We start from the raw sequence: 249 nt of genomic DNA, 5'->3' as shown, positions 1-249 counted from the left end.
CCGTCGACGACGTCGGCGAGGGGGCCGCGGGGCTCGCCCTCGCCGAGCGCGAGTCGCCCGGGATCCGGGGCATATCCGGCGCGAAGCGTCTCGCCCGTCGCCTCGGCGAGCGTATGCTCCGGATCCGCGGGGATCGTGATGCCGCACGCCGCGGTCGCGAGACCGAGCGCAAACGCGATCGCGGTGAGTCCGGCTCTCCGGGAAGCGGTCATCGCGGCGTCCTCGCCCGAGCGCGCGCCACGAGCCGAG

General features: G+C 75.9%; 1 protein-coding gene. It reads right to left on the bottom strand.

Features of this window, described 5'->3' with window-relative positions; translation table 11 throughout:
* A partial coding sequence (locus SB658_RS26235) for a hypothetical protein (protein WP_410603419.1) occupies window positions 1-249 on the bottom strand: 249 nt, incomplete at both ends.

The sequence above is a fragment of the Bacillus sp. SIMBA_008 genome, assembly GCF_046535495.1.
Taxonomy (GTDB): Bacteria; Bacillota; Bacilli; order Bacillales; family Bacillaceae; genus Bacillus; species Bacillus subtilis.
This window is presented reverse-complemented; position numbering and strand designations above follow the sequence as displayed.